19 protein-coding genes and 1 riboswitch are annotated in these 20,917 nt (G+C 74.8%); of the genes, 14 read left to right on the forward strand and 5 right to left on the reverse strand.

What is annotated here, in order from left to right:
• Positions 1–594 precede the first annotated feature (594 nt).
• Genes ACQYWQ_RS04655 through ACQYWQ_RS04670 form a run of 4 tightly spaced genes read left to right on the forward strand, consistent with a single transcriptional unit; the run spans position 595 to position 6,800 of the window.
• Complete coding sequence (locus tag ACQYWQ_RS04655) at positions 595–1,320, forward strand: glycosyltransferase family 2 protein (RefSeq protein WP_431039059.1); 726 nt, start codon at positions 595–597, stop codon at positions 1,318–1,320.
• Between the two features lie 56 nt (positions 1,321–1,376).
• A complete protein-coding gene (locus tag ACQYWQ_RS04660; protein WP_431039060.1) occupies positions 1,377–2,426 on the forward strand; it encodes a glycosyltransferase family 2 protein in 1,050 nt (349 codons plus the stop codon).
• Between the two features lie 31 nt (positions 2,427–2,457).
• Positions 2,458–3,222, forward strand: coding sequence for a polysaccharide deacetylase family protein (locus tag ACQYWQ_RS04665; RefSeq protein ID WP_431039061.1), 765 nt, complete (start codon positions 2,458–2,460; stop codon positions 3,220–3,222).
• A 2-nt stretch (positions 3,223–3,224) separates the two neighbouring features.
• Entirely contained in the window at positions 3,225–6,800 is a 3,576-nt protein-coding gene (locus ACQYWQ_RS04670) for a lipopolysaccharide biosynthesis protein (protein ID WP_431032605.1), read from the forward strand.
• A gap of 7 nt (positions 6,801–6,807) precedes the next feature.
• Here ACQYWQ_RS04670 and ACQYWQ_RS04675 read toward each other — a convergent pair whose 3' ends face one another.
• Both ACQYWQ_RS04675 and ACQYWQ_RS04680 read right to left on the reverse strand, forming a co-directional pair.
• Positions 6,808–7,071 carry a helix-turn-helix domain-containing protein gene (locus ACQYWQ_RS04675; protein WP_431032606.1) on the reverse strand — a complete coding sequence of 88 codons (264 nt, stop codon included), beginning with the start codon at positions 7,069–7,071 and terminating at the stop codon, positions 6,808–6,810.
• 1 nt (position 7,072) lies between these two features.
• Positions 7,073–7,705: a hypothetical protein gene (locus ACQYWQ_RS04680; protein ID WP_431032607.1), complete on the reverse strand. Its 633-nt coding sequence runs from the start codon at positions 7,703–7,705 to the stop codon at positions 7,073–7,075.
• Between the two features lie 100 nt (positions 7,706–7,805).
• On the opposite strand from ACQYWQ_RS04680, the gene ACQYWQ_RS04685 reads away from it, so the two are divergent.
• Both ACQYWQ_RS04685 and ACQYWQ_RS04690 read left to right on the forward strand, forming a co-directional pair.
• Positions 7,806–8,180 carry a GntR family transcriptional regulator gene (locus ACQYWQ_RS04685; RefSeq protein ID WP_431032608.1) on the forward strand — a complete coding sequence of 125 codons (375 nt, stop codon included), beginning with the start codon at positions 7,806–7,808 and terminating at the stop codon, positions 8,178–8,180.
• A 130-nt stretch (positions 8,181–8,310) separates the two neighbouring features.
• Positions 8,311–9,672, forward strand: a complete 1,362-nt coding sequence (locus tag ACQYWQ_RS04690) for a GH39 family glycosyl hydrolase (RefSeq protein WP_431032609.1) — start codon at positions 8,311–8,313, stop codon at positions 9,670–9,672.
• Positions 9,673–9,701: 29 nt separating this feature from the next.
• Here ACQYWQ_RS04690 and ACQYWQ_RS04695 read toward each other — a convergent pair whose 3' ends face one another.
• Positions 9,702–10,400 (reverse strand): SDR family NAD(P)-dependent oxidoreductase, encoded by a 699-nt coding sequence (locus ACQYWQ_RS04695; protein WP_431032610.1) that lies wholly within the window; start codon positions 10,398–10,400, stop codon positions 9,702–9,704.
• 102 nt (positions 10,401–10,502) lie between these two features.
• Here ACQYWQ_RS04695 and ACQYWQ_RS04700 point away from each other — a divergent pair, with 102 nt between their 5' ends.
• The 3 genes from ACQYWQ_RS04700 to ACQYWQ_RS04710 all read left to right on the forward strand — a co-directional run bounded on the left by ACQYWQ_RS04700 (position 10,503) and on the right by ACQYWQ_RS04710 (position 12,848).
• Positions 10,503–11,345 (forward strand): helix-turn-helix transcriptional regulator, encoded by an 843-nt coding sequence (locus ACQYWQ_RS04700; RefSeq protein WP_431032611.1) that lies wholly within the window; start codon positions 10,503–10,505, stop codon positions 11,343–11,345.
• Positions 11,346–11,431: 86 nt separating this feature from the next.
• Complete coding sequence (locus ACQYWQ_RS04705; protein WP_431032612.1) at positions 11,432–12,358, forward strand: GNAT family N-acetyltransferase; 927 nt, start codon at positions 11,432–11,434, stop codon at positions 12,356–12,358.
• The gene (locus ACQYWQ_RS04710; RefSeq protein ID WP_431032613.1) at positions 12,339–12,848 is read left to right on the forward strand and encodes a DUF402 domain-containing protein; all 510 of its coding nucleotides are present in this window, start codon (positions 12,339–12,341) and stop codon (positions 12,846–12,848) included. The genes ACQYWQ_RS04705 and ACQYWQ_RS04710 overlap by 20 nt, the downstream gene beginning before the upstream one ends.
• A 52-nt stretch (positions 12,849–12,900) precedes the next feature.
• Here the strand turns inward: ACQYWQ_RS04710 and ACQYWQ_RS04715 are convergent, their stop codons facing one another.
• Entirely contained in the window at positions 12,901–14,028 is a 1,128-nt protein-coding gene (locus ACQYWQ_RS04715) for a methyltransferase domain-containing protein (protein ID WP_431032614.1), read from the reverse strand.
• A 260-nt stretch (positions 14,029–14,288) separates the two neighbouring features.
• Between ACQYWQ_RS04715 and ACQYWQ_RS04720 the strand changes: the two genes are divergently transcribed.
• The 4 genes from ACQYWQ_RS04720 (at position 14,289) to ACQYWQ_RS04735 (ending at position 18,938) form a co-directional block, all read left to right on the forward strand.
• Entirely contained in the window at positions 14,289–15,728 is a 1,440-nt protein-coding gene (locus ACQYWQ_RS04720; RefSeq protein WP_431032615.1) for a glucose-6-phosphate dehydrogenase, read from the forward strand.
• Positions 15,729–15,808: 80 nt separating this feature from the next.
• A riboswitch (cobalamin riboswitch) is annotated at positions 15,809–15,907 on the forward strand.
• 119 nt (positions 15,908–16,026) lie between these two features.
• On the forward strand, positions 16,027–17,115 hold the full coding sequence (locus ACQYWQ_RS04725; protein WP_431032616.1) for a FecCD family ABC transporter permease: 1,089 nt from the start codon (positions 16,027–16,029) through the stop codon (positions 17,113–17,115).
• 33 nt (positions 17,116–17,148) lie between these two features.
• On the forward strand, positions 17,149–17,946 hold the full coding sequence (locus ACQYWQ_RS04730; protein WP_431032617.1) for an ABC transporter ATP-binding protein: 798 nt from the start codon (positions 17,149–17,151) through the stop codon (positions 17,944–17,946).
• Entirely contained in the window at positions 17,925–18,938 is a 1,014-nt protein-coding gene (locus tag ACQYWQ_RS04735; protein ID WP_431032618.1) for an ABC transporter substrate-binding protein, read from the forward strand. The genes ACQYWQ_RS04730 and ACQYWQ_RS04735 overlap by 22 nt, the downstream gene beginning before the upstream one ends.
• A gap of 155 nt (positions 18,939–19,093) precedes the next feature.
• On the opposite strand, the gene ACQYWQ_RS04740 is transcribed toward ACQYWQ_RS04735, so the two are convergent.
• Entirely contained in the window at positions 19,094–20,125 is a 1,032-nt protein-coding gene (locus tag ACQYWQ_RS04740; protein WP_431032619.1) for a medium chain dehydrogenase/reductase family protein, read from the reverse strand.
• A 133-nt stretch (positions 20,126–20,258) separates the two neighbouring features.
• Here ACQYWQ_RS04740 and ACQYWQ_RS04745 point away from each other — a divergent pair, with 133 nt between their 5' ends.
• The gene (locus ACQYWQ_RS04745) at positions 20,259–20,912 is read left to right on the forward strand and encodes a TetR/AcrR family transcriptional regulator (RefSeq protein ID WP_431032620.1); all 654 of its coding nucleotides are present in this window, start codon (positions 20,259–20,261) and stop codon (positions 20,910–20,912) included.
• Positions 20,913–20,917: the final 5 nt, after the last annotated feature.

Below are 20,917 nucleotides of genomic sequence, written 5' to 3' on the forward strand. Positions count from 1 at the left end.
TCCGCGCGGGAAGCGGCGAGGGGTCGGGCGCGGCGCGCGCCAGGGGGCGCGCACCGTGCCGGACGCCCTGACGAGGGGGGTGCCGTCGCGAGCAGTGCTCGCGGCGCGCTGACGGCCGGTCCGCTCGGCCTGCTCCACGGTGCGCGAGGGGTCGTCCCCGGCCCCGCGCCGCGCCACGAGGGGGGAGTTCCCCGGCACCACCGTGCCCGGCGCCCGCACGCCGTGCCGCCCGCGCGCTCCGCTTCCGCGCCGGGCGCCACCCCCGTGCGCCCGCGTCGGCCCGCGGTGCCGGGGAACGCCCCGAATCCCCCCTTTCGCACCGGACAGACACCGGGGCCGCGCAGTCGGGCCCCACCGGACGAGAGGGATCGAGGCACCATGACTTCTTCCGTGCGCCCGGCACAGCCGGGTGAGCAGGAGACGAAGGACGGCGGCGGCACGGGGCAGGGGGCCCCGCCCGCCCAGGGACTCGCGTACGAGGGCGCCGACGGCACGGCGTACGAGGGCCGGCGCGGCGTCGCGTACGAAGGCACGGGCGGGCCCGTCGCCGAGGCCGAGGCGATCGCCGCGCGCTACCGGGCGATCAGCAGCCACATGGCGATCACACCGAAGGTGAGCGTGGTCATCCCGGCGATGAACGAGGCGGCGAATCTGCCGTACGTCTTCACGTCGCTGCCCGACTGGGTCCACGAGGTGGTCCTCGTCGACGGGAACTCGACGGACGACACCGTCGCGGTGGCGCGCTCGCTGTGGTCGCCCCTGACCGTCGTGGCGCAGTCGGGCCGCGGCAAGGGCGACGCGCTGCGGGCCGGGTTCGCCGCGTGCACGGGCGACATCATCGTGATGGTCGACGCGGACGGCTCGGCGGACGGCGGCGAGATCGTCAGCTACGTCTCGGCGCTCGTGTCGGGCGCCGACTTCGCGAAGGGCTCGCGCTTCGCGAACGGCGGCGGCACGGACGACATGACGACGCTGCGCAGACTCGGCAACAGCTTCCTGTGCTTCGCGGTCAACGCGAAGTTCGGGGCCCGCTACACCGACCTGTGCTACGGCTACAACGCCTTCTGGCGGCACTGCCTGGACGACATCGACCTGGACTGCACGGGATTCGAGGTCGAGACGCTCATCAACATCCGTGTCGCGAAGGCGGGTCTGCGGGTCCAGGAGATCCCGAGCCACGAGTACCTGCGCATCCACGGCGACAGCAATCTGCACGCGGTACGGGACGGGCTGCGCGTGCTGCGCGTGATCCTCACGGAGCGCGGCGGGCGGCGCGCGGCACGGCGGCGGCGTCCTGGGCCCGGAGGGAAGCGGCCGTGACGGCGGCGGAGGGGGCCGCCGTCACGGGTGCGGAGCCGGCGGGCGCCCGGCGGGGTGTGTCCGTCTCCGTCGTCGTCTGCGTCTACACCGAGGAGCGCTGGCGGGACATCGGGGACGCGGTCGCCTCGGTGCTCGCGCAGTCGTTGCCCGCCTGCGAGGTGCTGCTCGTCGTGGACCACAACCCGGCGCTGCTCGCGCGGCTGCGAGAGCGCTACGCCGCGAGTGCCCCCGTACGCGTGCTGGCGAACGCGGGCCCGCGCGGGCTCTCGGCCGGGCGCAACACGGGGATCGTGGCGGCGCGCGGGGACATCGTGGCGTTCCTCGACGACGACGCGACCGCGGAGCCCGCGTGGCTCGCGCGCCTCACCGCCGCCTACGCCGACCCGCGCGTCCTCGCCGTCGGCGGCAGGACGCTGCCCGCGTGGGCGTCGGGGCGGCGGCCCGCGTGGTTCCCCGAGGAGTTCGACTGGGTCGTGGGCTGCACCTACGCGGGCCAGCCGCGCGGGCTCGTCCCCGTGCGCAACGTGCTGGGCGGCAACGCCTCGTTCCGGCGCGCGGCCTTCGCCCGTACCGGCGGTTTCGTGACCGGGATCGGGCGGGACGGCGACCGGCGGCCGCTGGGCTGCGAGGAGACCGAGCTGTGCATCCGGCTGGCGCGCGACCACCCGGGCGCCGTGCTGCTCATCGACGACCTGGCGCTCATCAGGCACCGGGTCCCGGCCGCGCGCGAGCGCTTCGCGTACTTCCGGCGGCGCACGTGGGCCGAGGGCCTGTCGAAGGCGCTCGTGGCGCGGAGCGTCGGCGCGGGCGCGGGGCTCGCCTCAGAGCGCCGCCAGGCCGGGCGCGTGCTGCCGCGCGGGATCGCGCGCGGCGTGCGGGACGTGCTGCGCGGCGACCTGGCGGGCGCGGCGCGCGCGGGGGCGATCCTCGTGGGGGGCGCGCTCGCGGCCGGGGGGTACGTGGTGGGGGCGGTACGGGCCGGGCGGGCGGGCGCGCTCGCGGGGACGGCACCGCTCCTCGTACCGGAGGCCCCGGAGCCCGCAGCGGCGCCCGCGCCCGCAACGGCCCCCGAGGTCTCGGGGAGAGAGGTGAGCCGTGCCGACTGACCCCGCGGCGGACCGTCCCGTCCCCGTCCTCATGTACCACGCGATCGACCCCGATCCGCCCGCGGCGACCCGCAGGCTCTCCGTCACGCCCGACGCCTTCGCGACGCAGATGGCGCTGCTCGCGGGGGCGGGGATGACGCCGGTCACGGCGGCGCGGCTCGGGGAAGCGTGGCGCGGGGAGGGGGAGTTGCCGGGGCGCCCTGTCCTGGTGACGTTCGACGACGGGTACGCGGGGGTGCACACGTACGCGCTGCCGGTGCTCGTCTCGTACGGCTTCGGCGCGACGCTCTTCGCGACGACGGGATGGCTGCGCGGCAGGGGCGGCCAGCCGGGCGGGGCCCCCGGGCCGATGCTCGACTGGCCGCGCCTGGCCGAACTCGCCGCCGAGGGGGTCGAGATCGGCGGCCACACGCACACCCACCCGCACCTCGACCAGCTCACGGGCCCGGCGCTGCGCGCGGAGGTGCGGCGCGACGCCGAGCTGCTCGGGGAGCGGCTCGGCACGCGCCCGGTGTCCTTCGCGTACCCGTTCGGGCACGCGGACCGCCGGGTGCGGCGCGAGGTGCGCGCGGCCGGCTGGCGGCAGGCCCTCGCGGTCGGCAACGGCCTCGCGCGCCGCCGTCAGGGCCCCTACGCGCTGGAGCGCCTGACGGTGCGGCGCCGCACCGGGCCCGACGAGTTCGCCCGGCTCGTCGAGGGCCGGGGACTGCTCCGTGCGTACGCGGGCGACCGCGCCCTCACACGCGGGTACGGGCTCGTGCGCGCCCTTCGCCGATCGACCCGGAAGGCCCGCTGAACGTGACGGATACGACGACCGCACCCGAGCGTCCCGCCGCTCCCCCCGCTCCCCCGGGCGCGGGGGGCGGCCCGCTGTTCCGCAACGCCTACGCGCTCATGCTCAACACCGGGGTCTCGGCCGTGCTCGGCGTGGGCTTCTGGCTCGTGGCGGCGCGGTACTACTCCGAGGAGAACGTCGGGCACGGCTCGGCGGCCATCGCGGCGATGAAGCTCATCGCGGGGCTCACGGCGATCACGCTGACGGGGGCGCTCGCGCGGTTCATCCCGGTCGCGGGGCGCGCGACGGGGCGGCTGATCCTGCGCGTGTACGCGGGCAGCGCGCTCCTCGTCGCGCTCGCCGCCGGGGTGTTCCTCGCGACGCTCGGGCTGTGGGGCGAGTCGTACGCGTTCCTCGGCACCCCGCTGCTCGGGCTCGGCTTCGTCGCCTCGGTCGTGGGCTGGGCGCTGCTCACGCTCCAGGACGGGGTCCTGACGGGGCTGCGCGCGGCGCGCTGGGTGCCGGTGGGGAACACGGTCTTCTCGGCGGCGAAGCTCGGACTGCTCGTGCTCTTCGCGACGGCGATCCCGGTCGCTGGGGTGTTCGTGTCGTGGGCCGCCTCGATCGCGGTGTCGGTGCTGCCGCTCGGCTGGCTCGTGCTGCGCCGCCTCGTGCCGCGCCACGTCGAGGCGACGGGCGCGCGTGCCAGGCCGCCCGGGCTGCGCGAGCTGGGACGGTTCGTCGCGGGCGACTCGACGGGCTCGCTCTTCTCGCTCGCGGTCGTCTACCTCGTGCCCGTCCTGGTCGCCGCGCAGGTGAGCGCGGAGGACAACGCGTACTTCTACATCACGACGACGATCGGCGGCACCGTCAACCTCCTCGCCGTCAACATGGGTTCCTCGCTCACCGTCGAGGGCGCGCACGACCCCGCGCGGCTCGCCGCGCACACGCGCGCGGCGCTCGGGCGGATGGCGCGGATCATGCTCCCGGTGTGCGTCGTGCTCTTCTTCGGCGCCCCGCGGATTCTCCGGCTCTTCGGCGCGGGGTACGCGGACGCGGCGACGCCGCTCCTGCGCTGGTTCGCGGTGGGGGCGGCCCTGCGGGTCGTGATGGAGGTGCACTACGGGGTCCTGCGGGCCCGCAGCCGTACGGCTGAACTGGCCTGGCTCCAGGGCCTGTTGTGCGTACTGGTCCTGGGCCTCACGCTGGTGCTGCTGCCCCGGCTCGGGCTTGTGGGCGCGGGGGTCGCCGAGATCTCCTCGCTCACGGTGATCGTGGCGATAGCGGGGGTACGGCTGTGGCGCGTCCTGCGGGCGGCGGGGCGCGGGGACGGCGGTCCTGAGGGAGACGTGGTGACGGGGGACGAGGGCGGCGCGGCGCGGACGGAAGGCGCGGCGGGCGCCGAGGTGACGGACGTACGGGAGCCGAGGGCGGAGGCCGTACGGGAGCCGGGTGCCGGGACGGAGGCCGTACGGGAGAGCGGGGGCGCGCAGGCGACGGGCGCGGAACCCGCACGTGAGCCCGCCCTCGAACCCGGACCCGAGCCCGCTCCCGAGCCCTCGCCGGGCGCGCCGCCCAGACGCGGGCGGCTCACCGTCCGCTCCGCCGTCCTCTGGGCGCTGCTCCTCGCCGCCCTCACGCTGTACTGGGTGCCCGCCGCACGGCTCGGGGAGCGCGATCTCGACCGGATGGGCGGGCTCGGGCTCGTCTCCGTCCTGCCCGTGCCGACGCTCGTGGGTGCCGGGCTGTTCGTCCTCGTCCTGGCGGGCCTGCTGTGGATGCGGCGACAGCAACGGCTGCTGCTCACCGTGACGCTGCTCGCGACGGTCGTCTCGCTGCACGCGCTCCCCGCCGTGATCGAGGCGGCGCCGCGCTTCCCGACCGCGTGGCAGCACCTCGGCTTCCTCGACTACATCGACCGCACGGGCGACGCGGTACCCGACCTCGACGCGCGCTGGTCCTGGCCGGGGTTCTTCGCCGCGGCCGCGTTCCTCGCGCGCGCCTGCGGCGTGAGCGACCTGACCGAGGTCATCCGCTGGTGGCCCACGTTCCTGCAACTCGCGCTGCTCGCCCCGATGGCGCTGCTCCTGAAATCGGTGCGGGCGACGTGGCGCGGCAAGTGGACGGCGCTGTTCGTCTTCGCGCTGAGCGGCTGGGTCGGTCAGGACTACTTCTCGCCACAGGGTTTCACCTCCCTCCTGTACCTCCTCTTCCTCGCGCTCCTGCTCGCCTACTTCCGGGCCCCGCGCGTGCTGTGGGCGGATCGCAGGCCGGGCGAGGCGGAGGTCCTGCCGAGCGGGCGGCGGGCGCGCGCGGTGCTCGTCCTCGTCCTGCTCGCGCTGCTCGCGGCGTGCGTGCCCACGCATCAGCTCACGCCGTTCGTACTGCTCGGCGTCGTGGCGTTCCTGGTGCTGCTCGGGCGGTGCGAGCTGCGGGGGCTGCCGCTCCTTGGCGGGGTGCTCGTGGTGCTGTGGCTCGGGTGGTTCGCGGAACCGTACTGGTCGGGGCACTTCGGCGAGCTGTTCGGCGGGCTCGGCGGTGTCGGCGGGAACGTGTCCTCGTCGGTCTCGGGCCGCCTCGAAGGCGGCAGTTCGAGCCACCAGCTCGTGCTCTACACGCGGATCGCGCTCGCGGGCGGGGTCCTCGCGCTCGGCGCCGCGGGCTGGTGGCGGCGGCGCGAGGCGCGCTACAGCGAACGCGTCCTGCCCGTGCTCGCGCTCGTGCCCTTCCTGGGGTTCGGGATGCAGTCGTACGGCGGCGAGATGGCGCTGCGCGTCTTCCTGTTCGCCCTGCCCGGCGCCGCCGTCCTCGCCGGCCTCGCCTTCTTCCCGCGCAGCGGCGCGAACGCCGGGGAGCGGGACCAGGAGCGCGCCTCGCTCGCGCCCGTCGCCGTGCTGTGCGCGGGCCTCGTGCTCATCGGCGGCTTCCTCGTGGCGCGCTGGGGCAACGAGACCTTCGAACGCACCCGTCCCGGGGAGGTCGCCGCGATGGACTGGGTGTACGCGCACGACACGCCCAGCGCGCGGCTGCTCTGGCTCAGCGACGATCCCGTCGCGCACGTGACGCCCGCGATCCCGTGGGGCGCGCGCGACATGGAGAAGGTCACGTACGTGCCGGTCGCCGCGCCGGTCGACCCGGTGCTCGTGGACGGGCTCGTGCGCGCGCTGCGGGACGCGGGCCCGCGTGCGTACCTGATCGTGGGCCGCTCGCAGTCCCTCTCGCTGCGCTACGACGCGGGCTACCCCGCGACGTGGGAGCGGCGCCTGCTGACGACGCTCGACGCGCGCCCCGACGTCGGCGCGGCCTTCCACAACGCCGAGGCGACGGTCTACGCGCTCACCGACCCGCCCGCCGGGGCACCCCCGCACGCCGATCCGGGCCCGCGCGGCCCCCGCGTGACGTGGACGCCGTGGTCGGTGGCGGGCGCGCTCGCTGGAGCGCTGGCGCTGCTCGTCCTCGGCGCCCGCGAACTCGCCCGGGTCGCGGCCCGCCCCTCGAAGCGCCGGCAGCGGCTCCTGCGGGTCTCGTTCTGGTGCGCGGTGCCGCTCGTGGTGGTCGTGGTCGCCGCGTGCGTGCAGCGGTTCGTGACGCTGGCGTGAGGGGGCTTCAGTCCTCGGGCGGCCGCTCGGGCTCGTACACCAGCAGGTCCCCCGGCTGGCAGTCGAGCACGGCGCAGATGCGCGTCAGCGTCGTGAAGCGGATCGCCTTGGCGCGGCCGTTCTTGAGCACCGAGAGGTTGACGTTGGTGACGCCGACGCGGGCGGCGAGTTCGGTGACGGTCATGCCGCGTGCGGCGAGGAGCTTGTCGAGGCGGACGGAGATGGCGTGCGGCTCCGGCTCCTCGGCTCCGGCCGGTGGTCGTGGGGGCATCTCAGACCACCCCTTCCAGGTCTTCGCGGAGGGCGGCTCCGGCGCGGACGACACGGGCGAAGGTGAGGAGGCCGAGCCCGGTGAGGAGGGCGAGCCAGGGGGTGTCCCAGCGGCCGAGCACGGCGGAGGCGAACTGGGTGTCGGTCCGCATGGCGTCGAGCAGGGCCCCCTGCGCGAGAGCCTTGCCAAGGGCGGCGACGAGGCTCCCGAAGAACAGCCAGCAACCGAGAAGCCGAAGCCGGGCGGCGGTACGCCACCTGTGCACGCCCTCGCGCGCGGCGCCGCGCAGCGTGCGGTCGAGGAGGAACAGCCCTCCGATCAGGAGTCCCACGGACAGGATGACGTCGACCTGGTCGAGCGCCTGGTGCCAGCCGCTGGGGTGGTCGACACAGTACCGGGGGACGTAGTCGACCGAGGCGCCCGGCGCCGGCGAGAACGGGGAGTAGCCCTCATCCCCCACCGACCCACCGCTGGAGGTGTCGGTGACGCACACGAAGGACGAGCCCAGGGAGCCCCGGAAGAGGCCGATGAGATGGCCCGCGACGAAGAGCGACGTGATCACCCGCAGCGCGATGTACGTCACCGTGCCGATCGGCTCCAGCAGCCGCTTGTCCTCCGTCGTGTCGACCGCCATGACAGCCCCCGTTTATCGAAAGTCGATGTTATCGATAAACGATACACGACGCGGGCCGGGTGACAAGCCGTCAGTGGGTGGGTGGGGCACAATCGTCCGCGTGACCCTGAAGATCGCGCTCGACGCCGCCTCCGCCCTCGCCCCGTACGAGCAACTGCGCGCGCAGATCGCCGAACAGGCCCGCTCGGGCGCGCTCCCCGTGGGCTACAGGCTCCCGACCGTGCGCGGCCTCGCGCAGGACCTGGGACTCGCCGTCAACACGGTCGCCAAGGCGTACCGGGCCCTGGAGACGGACGGCGTCGTGGAGACGCGCGGCCGGCACGGCACGGTCGTGGCGGCCGCCGGTGACTCCGCGCACCGCGAGGCCGCGGCGACGGCGCTCGCGTACGCGGAACGGACCCGGCGGCTCGGCCTCGACGCGAGCGAGGCGCGCGCCCTGATCGAGGACGCGCTGCGGACGGCGTACGGGGACTGACGCGGCGAAAGCGGCAGGCGGGGCGGGCGGGGCGGGCGAGGAGCCGTCCCGCGCCGGAGCCTCCGAAGCCGCCCGCCCGATTCCGGCGGAAGCTGTCGTACCGCCACGTCTCCCGCCTATCGTGGACGTGATGGGGCGTCATCAGGCGGGGGCGGGTGGACGGCGGTGGCGGCTCACCGCCCTGCTCGGCGTGGGCGCCTTCCTCGTCGCGCTCGCGCTGACGCTGATCACCACGCTGCCGGGCGGCGCGGGAGCCGGGCCGGGCGAAGGGCCCGCGCTCGGCTGGGGCTTCACGCACACCCAGTACAGCGCCGACTCCGGCGACGCGGCGGCCGAGCGGCGCGCGAGGAAGGCCCTCAAGGCCGCGCCGCTGCCGCAGAACCAGCACGTCATGGGCTGGGGCGCGAGCAACCCCGAGCCCTCCCCCGGCCGTTACGACTTCGCCGAACTCGACCGTCGTGTCGCCCTCATGCGCGCGAGCGGCTCGGCCCCCGTGCTCACGCTGTGCTGCGCCCCCGACTGGATGAAGGGCGGCGCCGAAGGACGTACCGACTGGAGCGAGGAGTCCCTGGAGACGGCCCCCGACCCGGCGCACTACCAGGACTTCGCCGACCTCGCGGCGAAGATCGCCCGCCGCTACCCGGACGTACGGCACTTCGTCGTGTGGAACGAGTTCAAGGGCTTCTGGAACGACGAAGCGGCCCGCTGGGACCACGAGGGGTACACGGCGCTCTACAACAAGGTGTGGACGGCGCTCAAGCAGGTCGACGAGGATCTCCTCGTCGGCGGCCCCTACCTCGTCATGGACAGCGTCGCGCCCGGCGCCGGGGGCGGCTCGACCGCCGTGACGGGGGCGTGGGGCGCGCTCGACGCGCGGGTCGTGGCGGCGTTCCGGTACTGGAACGCGCACAAGAAGGGCGCCGACTTCGTCGTCGTCGACGGCTCCAGCTACACCGCCGACGACGCCCTCGTCCCGGACACCTTCACCGCCGCCGACAAGTTCACCGACGTCGGGCGGTGGGTGCGCGAGGAGACCGGCGGGCTGCCGCTGTGGTGGAACGAGTACTACGTCGAGCCGGGCGACGAGAACGACGACCGCGACGGCTGGAGCGAGGACAAGCGTGTCGCCGTGCAGGCGGCCGGGATGATCGCGCTCGCGAAGGGCGGCGCCGCGACCGCGTTCTACTGGAATCCGCAGACGCGCGCGGCCGGTGCCTGCGCGGGCTGCCTGTGGACGTCCACGGAACGCGCGAACGGCGGCGCGCCGCTGCCCATGCTGCGGCTCGTCCAGGACTTCCAGCGGGCCTTCGGGCCCGGCACCCGCTACCGCTCCGTCGACGTCGCCCCCGCCGCGCGGCGCGCGGTCCGCGTCCTCGCCGACGCCGACCGCGTCCTCGTGGTCAACACGCGCGCCACGCCCGTACGGGCCGAGGTGGACGGGCGGAGCCTCGCCCTCGGCCCGTACGAGGTGCGGTGGAGCGAGCGGCGCTGAGCCCGCCGGTCACTCCCCCGGGCCTTCGGTCACCAGGGCACGGGCCCGTCGGCAGACACGAAGGTGCCGCTCTCGCCCACGTTGCCCGCGAGTGCCTCGCGCACGGAGGCGGCCGCGCCCTCCTCGACGGTCTGCGTGCCCGCGTGGTGGTTGAGGTCCGTCGCGGTGAAACCCGGGTCGACGGCCGTGACGCGGATGCCGGGGAGTGCCTGGGCGAGCTTGACGGTGAGCATGTTGAGCGCCGTCTTCGACACCGGGTACTCGACGCTCGGGTAGTACGGGGCCCCGCCGCCGCCCGCGAGCGAGCCGAGCCCGCTGCTCAGGTTGACGACGGCGGCGGACTCCGAGCGGCGCAGGAGCGGCAGGAACGCCCGCGTGACGCGCAGCGGGCCGAGGACGTTCGTCTCGAAGACCGTGCGCAGCCGCTCCGCGCTCGCGTCGAGCGCGGCGAGCGGCCCGCCGTCGTCGGCGCGCGGCTCGATGCCCGCGTTGTTGACGAGCACGTCGAGCCCCGTCCCCGCCTCGTCGACGGTACGGAAGGCGGCGGCGACCGAGGCGTCGTCGCTCACGTCGATGACGAGCGCCCTGGCGCCCAGCTCCTCGGCGGCCACGCGGCCCCGTTCCGGATCGCGGCTGCCGAGCCACACGGTGTGTCCGGCGGCGATCAGGCGGCGGGCCGTCTCGAACCCGATGCCCTTGTTCGCTCCGGTGATCAGTGAAGTGGTCATGTCTCCACGGTGCGGCCGCCGGGTACGCCCGGCCAGTGGTCCGGTTTTCCTGGGACCAGCGGTACCAGGCACGACGCGCCCGCGCGCGTGCACACTGCCCCTATGGCGACGGGTGAATTCGGACAGGCGGTACGGCGCTGGCGCGACCGGGTGGCCCCGCAGGCCGCCGGGCTGCCCGTGGGCGGCAGGCGGCGCGCCCCGGGGCTGCGCCGCGAGGAGCTGGCCCAGCTCGCCGGGATCTCGGCGGACTACATCACCCGCCTGGAGCAGGGCCGCGCCACGCACCCCTCGGCGCAGATCGTCGAGGCGCTGGCCCGTTCGCTGCGGCTCGCGCCCGAGGAGCGCGCCCACCTCTACCGCGCGGCCGGGCTCGTCCCGCCGGGTCCGGGGACGGTGCCCGGGTGGATTCCGCCGAGTGTGCAGCGCCTTCTCGACCGGCTCGCCGGGGTGCCCGTCGCCGTCTTCGACGCGCTGTGGACGCTGCTGCTCGCCAACGCCCCGTACGAGGCGCTGATGGGCGACTCGTCGGCACTCGGCAGCCGGGAGCGCAACGCGGTGTGGCGCAACTTCCTCGGCTCGGGCTCACGCTCGGTCATGACCCCGCGGGAACGGTCCGCCTTCGAGGCGAGCATGGCGGCCGACCTGCGCGCGGTCGCGCAGCGCTACCCGGACGACCCCCGCCCCGCCGCGCTCGTCGCCGAACTGCGCGCCGGCAGCCCGCGCTTCGCCGAGCTGTGGGACGCGGGCACGGTCGGCGCGCACGTGAGCGCGCGCAAGACCATCGCGCACCCGCACGTGGGCGAGATCCGCCTGGACTGCGACGTCCTCACGGTCCACGACAGCGATCTGCGGATCATGGTCTACACGGCGGAACCGGGCACGACGGACGCGGAGCGGCTGGCGCTCGCCGGGGTGCTGGGGAACCAGGACCTGGGGGTCGGGTGAGGGGGCCCTGAGCCGGTGGGGGCCGACGCGGGGGCCGCGCTTATTCGGGTGCGCCGCCCCGAGCCCCGCGCCTACCGTTCACGCCGATGACCCTTCGTGTGCGTGACCTCGATCCCGACAACCCCGCCGACCTCGACGGCATCACCGCCGTTCTGCGGGCCGCCGTCCCGCCGATGCTGGTGACGCCGGAGCTGCTGCGGTGGCAATCGACCCGTGCCCCCGCCGCGCAGCGCCACCGGCTGCTGCTCGCCGAGGACGAGGAGGGGAGGGTGATCGGCCGGGGCAGTACGGGCCTCGCGCACGAAAGCCCCGAACCGGGCCTCGCCTTCTGCAACGTGTACGTCCACCCGGAGCACGAGGGCCGGGGTGCCGGGACGGCGCTCGTCTCCGCCGCCGAGGAGTACCTCGCCTCGATCGGCGCGCGTACGGCCTTCAGCTGGGTGCTCGACGGGGACCGCAACCTCGGCTTCGCGCGCCGCTCCGGCTGGTCCCCCTCCCGTTCCGCGCGGTTCCAGCGCCTGGACCTGACGGCCCCGCCGCCGCCGCTCGCGCCGCCCCCGCGGGGGGTCGAGCTGCGGCCCGCCGCCGCCTTCGCCGACCCGCGCCCGCTCTTCCTCCTCGACGCGGAGGCGACGGCCGACGAGCCGAGCGACGTCGGCGCGGATCTGGACGACTACGAGGACTGGCTCGCCACGACGTGGGGCCACCCGCTGCTCGACCGGGACCTGACGACGGTCGCGCTCGTGGACGGCGTCCCGGCGGCGTTCAGCATCGCGCACACGGACGGCGCGAGCCGCTACTTCACGGGGATGACCGGGACCGCGCGCGCCCACCGGGGCCGCGGCCTCGCGAAGCTCGCCAAGCACGACGCGCTGAGCCGCGCCCGCGCCGCCGGGCTGACGGAGGCGTACACGAGCAACGACACGGAGAACGCGCCGATGCTCGCGATCAACAAGTGGTTCGGCTACGTGCCGAGCCTGACGGAGGTGCGGCATGCCAAGTCCCTCGGCTGACACCCTGACGGTCGTCCTCACCAAGGCGGGCAGCGTCAAGAAGCGCTACCCGGCCCGGCGGCTCGCCGACGACGGCACGCACCTCGTCGCCGAGGCCGCGTGGGCCTCGCCCGCGCCGCGCGACTTCGGCTTCGTGTGCTTCGCGCCCGGCGACGTCCTCACCGAGCACTACTGGACGACGGAGTGGTACGCGATCAAGGAGGTGCGCTCGGAGGCCGGTGAACTCAAGGGCTGGTACTGCGACATGACCCGCCCTGCGGTGCGCGGGGAAGGGTCGGTGCGGGTCGACGACCTCGAACTCGACCTGTGGGTGCCCCCACCGGGCCGGGGCTCGCCCCTCCGCCTCGACGAGGACGAGTTCCTGGCGAGCGGTCTGCCCACGGAGGACCCGCACGCGGCGGAGCGGGCCCGGGCAGCCCTGGCCCGCCTCGAAGCCCTGGCGGGCGAGGACGGGGACCGCACGGCCTTCCTCGCCCTCCTGGCCTCCTGATCCCCGGCGGCGAAGCCCTCACCGGGGCACCGCGGGCGGCCCCCGTCCTTTCTCACCCCGCCGGAGGCGCCTCGCTCTCCCCCAGCGCCACCGCCCGCCCCGGCACGCCCGCCACCCGCGCCACCGGGTCGTCGGGGGCGTGGCGGTGGAGGACGAAGCGGTGGCCCGCGCGGTAGGCGTCGAGTGCCGCCGCGCAGTAGGCGACGAGGCCGTCCGGGAGGGCGGTGAGGGGGAACCACTCCAGGGCTTCGCACTTGTGCGGCTCCGCGTTGTACGGCTCGCCGCCCGCCGGGTGCACGGCCTCGAAGAACCAGCCGACGCGGCTGTCGCCCGAGGGGGCCGCGTGCTGCATGACGAGGGCGACGCGCACGTCCTCGGGGGCGAGCCGCAGGCCCGTCTCCTCGTACGCCTCGCGCAGCACCGCCGTGCGGACGTCCTCGCCCTCCTCCACGTGCCCGGAAGGGGCGTGCCACAGGCCGTCCGCGTAGCCCGTGTTCGCGCGTCGGCCGAGGAGGACGTCGCCGCCGCGCCGCAGAAGGAGGTGGACGTCGACGATCTCGCTGTGCCTGCGGGGCGGCGCGGGGGCGGCCACGACCGCGTACCGCTCGTCGGTGACGGGGCCGCCCCACAGGCGCGGGTCCCCGCTGAGGGGCTCGGTGTGGAGGCGTTCGGTGAGCGGCGCGAGGAGGGCTGTGACCTCGGCGAGCGGCAGTCCCGCGCCCTTCCAGCGGCCCTCGACGAGGACGAGCCGCCCGCCGGGTCGCAGCAGCCCGCACCAGCGGCGCAGCACGGCGGCCGGGTCCGCGAAGAGCCAGAGCAGGTGGCGGACGAGGACGACGTCGAAGGAGCGGGGCGCGAACGGCGGGCGCGCGGCGTCGGCGCGGACGAGCCGCGTGCCGGTCCCCGCGAGCTTCGTCCGGGCCTCGGCGAGCATCGCGGCGGAGCGGTCGGAGGCGGTGACGCGGTGTCCGGCGCGGGCGGCGAGCAGGGAGAGGCTCCCGGTGCCGCAGCCGAGGTCGAGCACGTCGGAGGGGGCGGCGGGCAGCCACCGCGCGAGGCGGCTCGCCCAGGCGTCCCGTACCGCCGGATCGCGCAAGCCGTGATCGGCCTCCGCGTCGAACCCGGGCGCGACCGCGTCCCAGTCCGTGCCCGTACCCCAGCCGGTGCCCGCTTCCGTCATGGTCGCGCCTCTCCCCGTACGTCCCCCGGTCCCGCGCCGCGCGTGACCCGTGCGCCGCCGATCCTGCCACCGCGCACTGACAATGCCCCTGACCAGCACTGATACTCCGGCCGGGGCAGGGTCCTCACCCGAGCGGCCCCGGCGGCGAGGTGACGAGGCGGCAGGCACACAAGGCTGGGGAACGGGTACCCGACCCCGGTCAGCCCAGGGCCCCGGTCCCCGGCGGCCCCGCCCGACCCCGTACGAGAGGCGCTTCCCGCATGGCTTCCGACTCCCCGGCCGACGGCCGTCCGCTGCTCCTGGTCCTCTTCGGCTCCACCGGAGACCTGGCCAAGCGCAAGCTGTACCCGGCCCTCTTCCAGCTCCACGCGCGCGGCCTCACCTCGCGGGACTACGCCGTGATCGGCTCGGGCCGGCACTCCCCCGGCACGGACGAGGACTTCCGGAGGATCGTCGCGGACGCGGTGAAGGGGGCGCACGGCGGCGAGGCTCCCGCCGGGCTCGACGACTTCACCGCGCGCTTTCGTTTCCAGACCTCGTCGGCCGAGGACGGCGAGGGCCTGGCCGGGCTCGTGCGCGAGACCCGCGAACGGCTCGGCGCGGACACCCGTACCCTCCTGTACCTCTCGGTGCCGCCCGCGAGCATGTCCGGGATGCTCGGCATGATCGGCTCGACCGGGCTCAGCGATGACGCGGTGCTCGTGATGGAGAAGCCGTTCGGCGAGGACGTCGCGAGCGCGTGCGCGCTCAACAAGCGGCTCCACGAGATCGTGCCCGAGGAACGCGTCTTCCGCGTCGACCACTTCCTCGGCAAGGAGGCGGTGCGCAACCTCCTCGCGCTGCGGCTCGCGAACGGCTGGCTGGAGTCGGTGTGGAACCGCGAGCACCTCGCGTACGTGCAGATCGACGTGCCCGAGGAGATCGACATCGAGGGCAGGGCCTCCTTCATGGAGTCCACGGGGACCTTCCGTGACATGATCCCCACCCACCTCGGGCAGGTCCTCGGCATCCTCGCGCTCGACCTGCCCGAGCGGTACGGGGCCGAGGAGCTGCGCGAGGCGCGGACCGCGCTCTTCCGGAAGCTGCGGCCCTTCGCGCCCGACGAGACGGTGTTCGGGCAGTACGAGGGCTACCGCGAGGAGAAGGGGGTCGCGCCCGACTCGACGGCCGAGACCTTCGTGGCGCTGCGCGCGTGGATCGACGACCCGCGCTGGGAGGGTGTGCCGTTCCTGCTGCGCACGGGGAAGGCGATGGGCGTCTCGCGGCAGCAGGTGACGATCGGGCTGCGCGAGGCGGCACGGGTGCCAGGGGCCGACTGGGCGGCCTGCGACCGGCCTTCGGAGTGGGTCTTCGACCTCACCGACCCGCCCCGCTTCGGCGTCGAGGTCTACGGGAAGCGGCCGGGGACGGGGTTCCGGCTCGTCCGGGCGCCGCTCATGCTCGACGAGGGCACGGCCTTCCCCGACGACCCGCCGCTCACGGCGTACGCGCGAGTCTTCCTCGACGCGCTCGCGGGCGACCCGACGTGGTTCACGGGGGCGGAGGAGATCGAGCGGCTGTGGGAGGTGTGCGCGCCCGTGCAGGCGGCGGGGAGCGTGCCCCTGCCGTACGCGCGGGGCTCGTTCGGGCCCACGGCGGCGCTGGAGCTGGCGGGGAAGCGGGGGTGGCGGGTGCCGGAGAAGCGGGGCGGGGGGCGGTAAGCGGCGGTGACGGGCGGTAAGTGGCGTCCCGGCGGTTCGCCCCTGACGGGGATTTGTTAGCCTGCTCGGGCCTCTCGTGGGGGAAGCCGGTGGGAATCCGGCGCTGACCCGCAACGGTGTGCGTGGCCCGCAGGGGTGTCCTGGGGCCGCGCGAGCCCGATCGCCCACGGCAGGAGACCGACCCCGTCGACCGCTCGCCGTGGACTGCGAGCAGGGACCGCCACGAAGCCCCTCCGGGCCCCACCGGCGCCCTGCGTATTCCGCCGGTGGCCGCCCACCCGGAGGATGCGCGCCCGTCATGTCCCGTACCACCGCGCCCCTCGGCGTGCCCAGGACGCCTGTGAAGGGCTCCCGCCGGATACCCGTGCCCCCGCTGCTCCTCGGGCTCGCGCTCGTGCTGCTCGCCTCGCTCGTGTGCGGGGTCGCGCTCGGGGCGACGGGGATCGGCTGGGGGCGGGTGGTGCGGCTGATGTGGGCCGGGCTGAGCGGCGGGAGTGTCGGCGCGGACGACGCGGGGGCTTACACGATCGTGTGGGAGATCCGCTTCCCGCGCGTCGTGCTCGCCGCCGTGGTCGGCGCGGGGCTCGCCGCGGTCGGGGTCGCCGTGCAGGCGCTCGTACGCAACGCGCTCGCCGACCCCTTCGTGCTCGGCATCTCCTCGGGCGCGGCCGTGGGCGCCAACGCGGTCATCCTCTTCGGCGCGCTCGCGGGCCTCGGCGTGTGGGCGCTCTCCTTCTCTGCCTTCGTCTCGGCGCTCGCGGCGACCGCCCTCGTCTACGCGCTCGCGCGCTCGCCGCTCGGGCTCAGCCCGCTGCGGCTCGTCCTGACGGGGACCGCGCTCGCGTACGGCTTCCAGGCGGTCACGACGGTCATGGTCTTCGGCGCGGAGCGGGGCGAGGCGGCACGCTCGGCGATGATGTGGCTGCTCGGGAGCCTCGGCGGGGCGACGTGGCCGAAGGTGCCGCTCGTCGCGGCGACGGTGCTCGCCGGACTGCTGTGGCTCGGGGCGCGCGCGGGGGCGCTCGACGCGCTCGCGATGGGCGACGAGACGGCGGCGGCGCTCGGCGTGCCGCCCGACCGGCTGCGGCGCGAACTCTTCGTCGTGACGGCGGCCGTGACCGGCACCGTCGTCGCGGTGAGCGGGGCGATCGGCTTCGTCGGGCTCATGGTGCCGCACCTCGTACGGATGCTCGTCGGGGCCTCGCACGCGCGGGTCCTCGCGGTCGCGCCGCTCGCGGGGGCGGTGCTCCTCGTCTGGGCCGACCTGCTCTCGCGGCTGCTGCTCGCCCCCACCGAACTGCCCGTCGGGGTCGTCACCGCCGCGCTCGGGGTGCCCGCCTTCCTGCTGCTCATGCGGCGCGGCGGGCACGCGCTCACGGGGCGCTGAGCATGTACCCAAGTCCCCTCCGAAGGAAGTGACATGCGCCTCTACGTCGAAGGCGTCTCGGTCGATGTGGCGGGCGCGCGGCTCGTCGATTCCGTCGTGCTCGACGCGCCCGCCGGGGCCTTCGTGGGGCTCGTCGGGCCGAACGGGAGCGGGAAGTCGACGCTCCTGCGGTGCGTGTACCGGGCACGGCGGCCCGACGCGGGTGTCGTACGGGTCGGGGGCGAGGACGTGCACCGCCTCGCGCCGCGCGCGGCGGCCAGGGTGCTCGCCGCGCTGCCGCAGGAGACGGCCGCCGACTTCGACTTCACGGTCACCGAGGTCGTCGCGATGGGCCGCCTCCCGCACCGCGAGCGCTCCGCCGCGCGCGATCGCGAGATCTGCGCGCGGGCCCTCGCGGACGCGGGTGTCGCGCACCTCGCCGCGCGCGGTTTCCCTTCGCTCTCGGGCGGTGAGAAGCAGCGGGTGCTCATCGCCCGCGCGCTCGCGCAGGAGCCGCGCGTCCTCGTGCTCGACGAGCCCACGAACCACCTCGACATCGCCCACCAGCTCGATGTCCTGCGCCGGGTCCGCGCGAGCGGCCCGACCGTGCTCGCGGCCCTGCACGACCTCAACCTGGCCGCCGCGCACTGCGACCTCCTGCACGTCCTGCACGGCGGCCGTGTCGTCGCGTCGGGCCCGCCCGACGAGGTGCTGACCGCCGCGCTCCTCGCGGAGGTCTTCGGCGTACGGGCGCATCGGGTGCGCCACCCGGAGACGGGGGCGACCCAGTTCCTCTTCGACCCGCTGCCCCCTCTTCCGGAAGGTGCCCCGTGCGCAGAACCCTCTCCCTGACCTCGCTGACCTCGCTCGGCCTCGCCGCCGCCTTCACGCTGACCGGCTGCGGCGCGGAGGTCGCGCACGAGGACGGCAGGGCCGCGAAGGCGAAGGCGGTGACCGTCACCAACTGCGGCGAGAAGGTCACGTACGACAAGCGGCCCGCGCGCGTCGTGACCAACGACGTCGGCATCACCGAGCTGATGTTCGCGCTCGGCCTGGAGGACCGCATGGCCGGGTACGCCATGCCGGCCGACAAGGGCGCGGTGAAGGACGTGCCGTACAAGGACGCGTACGACAAGGTGAAGTGGATAGCGAAGGACCGCGTCACCAAGGAGAACGTGCTCGCCGCGCGCGCCGATCTCGTCTTCGCCGGCTGGAACTACGGCTTCGCCGAGAACGCGCTGACGCCCGACGAGCTGCACAAGGCGGGCATCGGTACGTACCTGCTCACCGAGTCCTGCCGCAACGCGCGCACGGGGACCTCGCGCGGCATCATGCCGCCGCTCGACGCGCTCTACACCGACCTGGAGAATCTCGGGAAGATCTTCGGCGTCGAGGCGCGGGCCACGAAGCTGGTCGAGGAGTACAAGGCGACGGTCGCCGCCGTGCGGGCGAAGGCCCCGGCGAAACGGCCCTCGGTCTTCCTCTACGACAGCGGCCAGGACCAGCCCTTCACCTCGGGCCGCTACGCGGCGCCCGAGCAGATCATCAGCGAGGCCGGGGGCGTCAACATCCTGCACGACCTCAAGGACTCGTGGACGACGGTCGGCTGGGAGACGGTCGTCGAGCGGAACCCCGACGTCATCGTCATCAACGACTACGGGGCGACGAGCGCGAAGAAGAAGCGCGACTTCCTGCTGTCGTACCCGCCGCTGCGGAACGTGTCCGCGATCAAGAACAAGCGCGTGTACGTGCTCGACTACGCGGACCTCGTGGAGAGCCCGCGCAACCCCTCGGCGATCGAGCGGCTCGGAGGGTACCTGCGGGAGGTCGCCGACGCGGGATGAGAGGACGACGACGGGAGCGGGGCGGCGGCGGGGCGGGAAGGCGGCGGGGCGGGAAGGCGGCGGGGCGGGAAGGCGGCGGGGCGGGGAGGCGGCGGGGCGGGGAGGCGGCGGCCTGCGGGGGTGCCCCTTGGCCGCCGCCGTTTCCCGGCCCGGCCTCACGGTGTGAGGACGATCTTGCCGCTCACCGTGCCCGATTCCGCGAGGCGCAGGGCCTCAGCGGCCTTCGCGAGGGGGAAGGTCCCCGCGATGCGCGCGGTGATCTCGCCCCGGCCGAGCGCGGTGAGGACCGCCGTGAGGTCGGTGCGCAGGCGGGCGCGGAAGCGGGACTTGTTCCGTGACCCCGCCCAGATGTTGTAGAAGCCCGCGCCGCGGCCGTTGGGCAGGACGTTCCACAGTCCGAGGCGCGCGAAGAGCTTGATGACGGGCCACTGCCGCGAGCCCGTGTCGTCGCGGGTCGACGCGGTCCCGTACGCGACGAGGGTGCCGCCGCGCGCGAGCAGCCGCCAGGAGTCGACGATGCCGGGGCCCCCGACGTGGTCGAAGACGGCCGCGACGCCGCCTGGCGCCAGCTCCCGCACCCGCGCCGCCACCTCGCCGTCGTGGTAGTCGACCGGCGTGACGCCGAGCGCGCGCAGCGCCTCGTGGTGGCGGGCCGATGCGGTGCCGATGACCTCGACGCCCGCGGCCCGTGCGAGCTGGACGAGTACGGAGCCGACGCCGCCGCTCGCGCCGTGCACGAGGACGGTCTGCCCGGCGCGCACCTTGGCCTTGCGGTGGAGCAGCTGCCAGGCGGTGACGCCGTTGACGACGACGGTCTCGGCCTCCTCGGCGCTCACCCCTTCGGGGACGGGCACGAGGTCGGCGGCGGCGACCCGGACGCGGCTCGCCCAGCCGCCCACCTTGAGGAGTGCGGCGACGCGCCGCCCCACGAGCCCCGGGTCGACGCCGGGGCCCGTCGTGTGGACGCGGCCCACGACGTCGTACCCCGGCACGAAGGGGAAGGGCGGCTGGTCGAAGTACCTGCCGCGCCGCATCTGCTGCTCCGCGAAGGAGACCCCGCTGGCCTCCATCGCGAGCACCACCTCGCCCTCGCCCGGCACGGGCGCCTCGGCGTCCCGCAGCTGAAGGCCCTCCGGCTCCACGACGCCCGGCAGGACGACCTGGACAAGACGTGCGCGCTCACTCATGACGTTCCCCGCTCCACAGAAGCTGTCGTTTGACGTTCTCGCTTTCGTGAGAAGTTGTAACTCACTTCCACCGTGAGAGTCAATAGCGACAGTGATAACCTCTAACGAAAGAGCCGAGCCGAGGAGGACGCGTGTGAGCGAGCCGAAGACGTCCCGCGAGCGGTACCGCGCCCAGGTGCGCGAGGACATCAAGCGCCACGCCTGGGAGCAGATAGCGACCGCGGGGGCGAGCGCCCTGTCCCTCAACGCGATCGCGAAGCGGATCGGCATGAGCGGCCCGGCCCTCTACCGGTACTTCGCCAGCCGCGACGAGCTGATCACCGACCTCGTCAGGGACGCCTACCGCAGCCTCGCCGACGCCTTCCAGGCGCGCGCGGCGGAGGGCACCGACCTCCGGGGCCTCGCGGACACCCTGCGCGCCTGGGCGCTCGCCGACCCGCAGCGGTACTTCCTCGTCTACGGCACCCCGCTGCCGGGCTACCACGCGCCCGAGGACACGACGCTGACGGCGTCGGAGATCATGGCGGTGCTCCTCGACGTGTGCGCGGCGCAGGAGGGTGGGGCCACCCGGCCCCCAGGCGTCCTGACGCCCGCCGAGGGGTACTTCGCCGAGCACGGCGACTGGACCAGGGGCCACCCGGCGAGCCCGGCGGCCCGCGTGCGCGCCCTCACCGTCTGGACCCGCCTCCACGGGGTCCTCTCCCTCGAACTCGCCGGCGGCTTCAACGGCATGGGCTTCGACCCGGCCGTGCTGTACGCGACGGAAGTGGAGTCGCTGACGGGCTGAAGGGG

The sequence above is a fragment of the Streptomyces sp. P6-2-1 genome (assembly GCF_050613165.1).
GTDB lineage: Bacteria > Actinomycetota > Actinomycetes > Streptomycetales > Streptomycetaceae > Streptomyces.